The organism is Aurantimonas sp. A2-1-M11 (assembly GCF_036549475.1).
Taxonomy (GTDB): domain Bacteria; phylum Pseudomonadota; class Alphaproteobacteria; order Rhizobiales; family Rhizobiaceae; genus Aurantimonas.
Genome location: NZ_JAZHLI010000166.1, coordinates 1 through 2,449, shown reverse-complemented (window position 1 = coordinate 2,449; position 2,449 = coordinate 1). Strand labels below are relative to the sequence as shown.

At 60.9% G+C, this 2,449-nt stretch carries 2 protein-coding genes; one reads left to right on the top strand and one right to left on the bottom strand.

Features of this window, described 5'->3' with window-relative positions:
- Positions 1–670: 670 nt before the first annotated feature.
- Positions 671–1,879 carry a L,D-transpeptidase family protein gene (locus tag VQ042_RS25245; RefSeq protein WP_331822998.1) on the bottom strand — a complete coding sequence of 403 codons (1,209 nt, stop codon included), beginning with the start codon at positions 1,877–1,879 and terminating at the stop codon, positions 671–673.
- Between the two features lie 324 nt (positions 1,880–2,203).
- Here VQ042_RS25245 and VQ042_RS25240 point away from each other — a divergent pair.
- A partial coding sequence (locus VQ042_RS25240) for a transposase (protein ID WP_442880242.1) occupies positions 2,204–2,449 on the top strand: 246 nt, incomplete at its 3' end.

The following is a 2,449-nucleotide window of genomic DNA, read 5'->3' as shown; positions in this document are numbered from 1 at the left end:
CGCAAGTCCGATGAAACCGATCTTCCCATGGTGCGTATCCTCCCGCACACAAGGAATCAGAATACGTCTCCAAGCGGAACCATCCGATTCACACTTATTACTGGACGCTCTAGTAGGCGCCGGTATCACGGCATTTGTCCTGTACGACCAGCGCAATGGCGGCCCCGACGGCGCCGGCCAGCCGCAACAGGCAGCGCCCGGATCGGTGGCTGGGCCGCCAAAGCCCACGACAGTCCCGCCGATGATGACCCAACCCTGATACTTCGAGCCGCGAGTCGGCGAACTACGATCGCCGGAGCGTAACGATCGTGCCGTGTGCCCGCGGTTGAGTCCGCCGACCCCCCGTCTTGAAGCTCCTTGCGGTCTTGTCGGTGCCGGCACCGGCGCGATCCTCGTCCACCTCGTTGAATTGGAGAACGTTCGAGGAACGCCGAAGCAGCGGTCGTTCGACATCTGGGTATCGCCCGCCGCCTTGGTCCTGCCGATGGCCTCGTTCTCTGGCGTGATCGGTCACCCAGGAAGTGGCTGTCCTCTGCATGATTGCGGCGGCACTGGACTTCTCACCGTGAAGGTAGCCGTATCGTATCCGATCGATGCCCTGGACAATCAAAACCGATACTCCGCAGCTCCGAGACATTCGGGCGCACGAGCGATTGCGGGCGCTGAGACCTCAGTCAATGAACCTGACGTCGGTTCCTGTCTCGACGAGTTCGGCCAGTTCGTTGGCGTCCCAGTTCGTCAGCCGCACGCAACCATGCGAGGCGGTCTTGTCGATCTCGGATGGCTCGGAGGTGCCGTGAATGCCATAGGTCGGCTCCGACAGATCGATCCAGACGTCACCGACAGGGTTGTTCGGGCCCGCCGCGATCGTCAGCTTCTCATCGTTCTCGCCCTGCTGGAAGTTCTTGCTCGGGCGATACGAATAGGTCGGGTCTACGGCAATCGCCTCGATCTGGTGCGTGCCTTCGGGTGACGGGTTCTCTTCGCTACCGATGGTCGCGGGATAGGCGAGGACCAGCTTGTCGTCCTCGTCATAGGCGCGAATTTGGGCGCGGTCCTTGTCGGCCTCGATGCGGGCGATCGTGCCGTCCGTCCGCGGATCGCCGATGTCGGCCACCAAGATGGTGGTGCCCTTGGTCATGTCCTTGCCATCGTTCAGCGCCTTGAACAGTTCGATGTCCATATGGTGGCGTTCGGCCAGCATCTCCTCGATGCTGGTGAAGCCCACCGACTCGAGCTCGGCGAGTTTTTCGTAGTCGCTGGGGATTTCGTCGATGAAGTCCTGATCGGTATCGTCCGCCGTGATCTCGTACTCGACCAGCAGATCGGCGTTCTTCTCGCCGCCGAGCGTTTTCCAGACTTCCTCGTCGAGTTCGCCATCGACGGTCAGGTCGTGCATTTCCTCGTAGGCCGAGAGTGCCTTGGTCAGGTTCTCGCCGTCGTAGCCGTCTATCACGCCCGGCGAGACATGGGCCCGGTCGAGCAGGATCTGGGCCTTGATCATCACCGGGTTGGGTTCGCCCGCAGCGACATCCGATCGGTCGGCCAGTCTGGCCGCGTTGACGTCGTCCCTGGAAATGTCGGCCGCAAGGGTTGCGGTGGGCCATGCGCAGGAAAGCGCCAAGAAGCCTGTCATCATTGTCTTCGGAAATGCGCCCACGTCGATCTCCTCGTAGATGCTGCGCGACGCGAAGAAGCAGACCCATGGCCTCGCCGCTGCGAGTCGGCGAATTAAGACGGCCAGTCGCAACGACCCGCCCTCTTCTCGTTTCGGTTCAGGGACCAGATCGTCCGTCTCGTGGGTCGGGGCCGCCGTCGATACTATGGCGTTCGTCCCGGGAGGTAATGCGGCGATTTCGGAAGTCAGATGATAGTTCATTCGCAGTATCGTTGCTTTTGGGTCTTCTCGGTAAAGTGACAGAGTGGAGAAGGTTCCGAAAATTCCTCGACGGGATCCGGAACGAGCGCAGATCTCAAGCAAGACGGGATGTCGCGATGCTGATGGAGAGACCATTGTCTCGCCGGGAGTGTCCGGTCTTTTGTGTATGGCTGAACCGGTCCATGCTTCCTGAGAGGAGCAAGGACGATGACAATATCCAACGAGCTACTGGACGAGCTGCTGAAGGGCTGCGAGCGTCCNGGGAGTGTCCGGTCTTTTGTGTATGGCTGAACCGGTCCATGCTTCCTGAGAGGAGCAAGGACGATGACAATATCCAACGAGCTACTGGACGAGCTGCTGAAGGGCTGCGAGCGTCCTGATGATCTGCTTGGCGACGCCGGGTTGATGAAGCAGCTGAAGATCCGACTGATGGAGCGAATGCTTGGCGGTGAACTGGCAGCGCATCTGGGCTACGAGGCCGGAGCGGAACCGCTTCCCGGTCAGACGAACCGACGCAACGGGACCACGACCAAGCGTGTGAAGGGGCAGGACGGGGAACTGCCGCTAGCC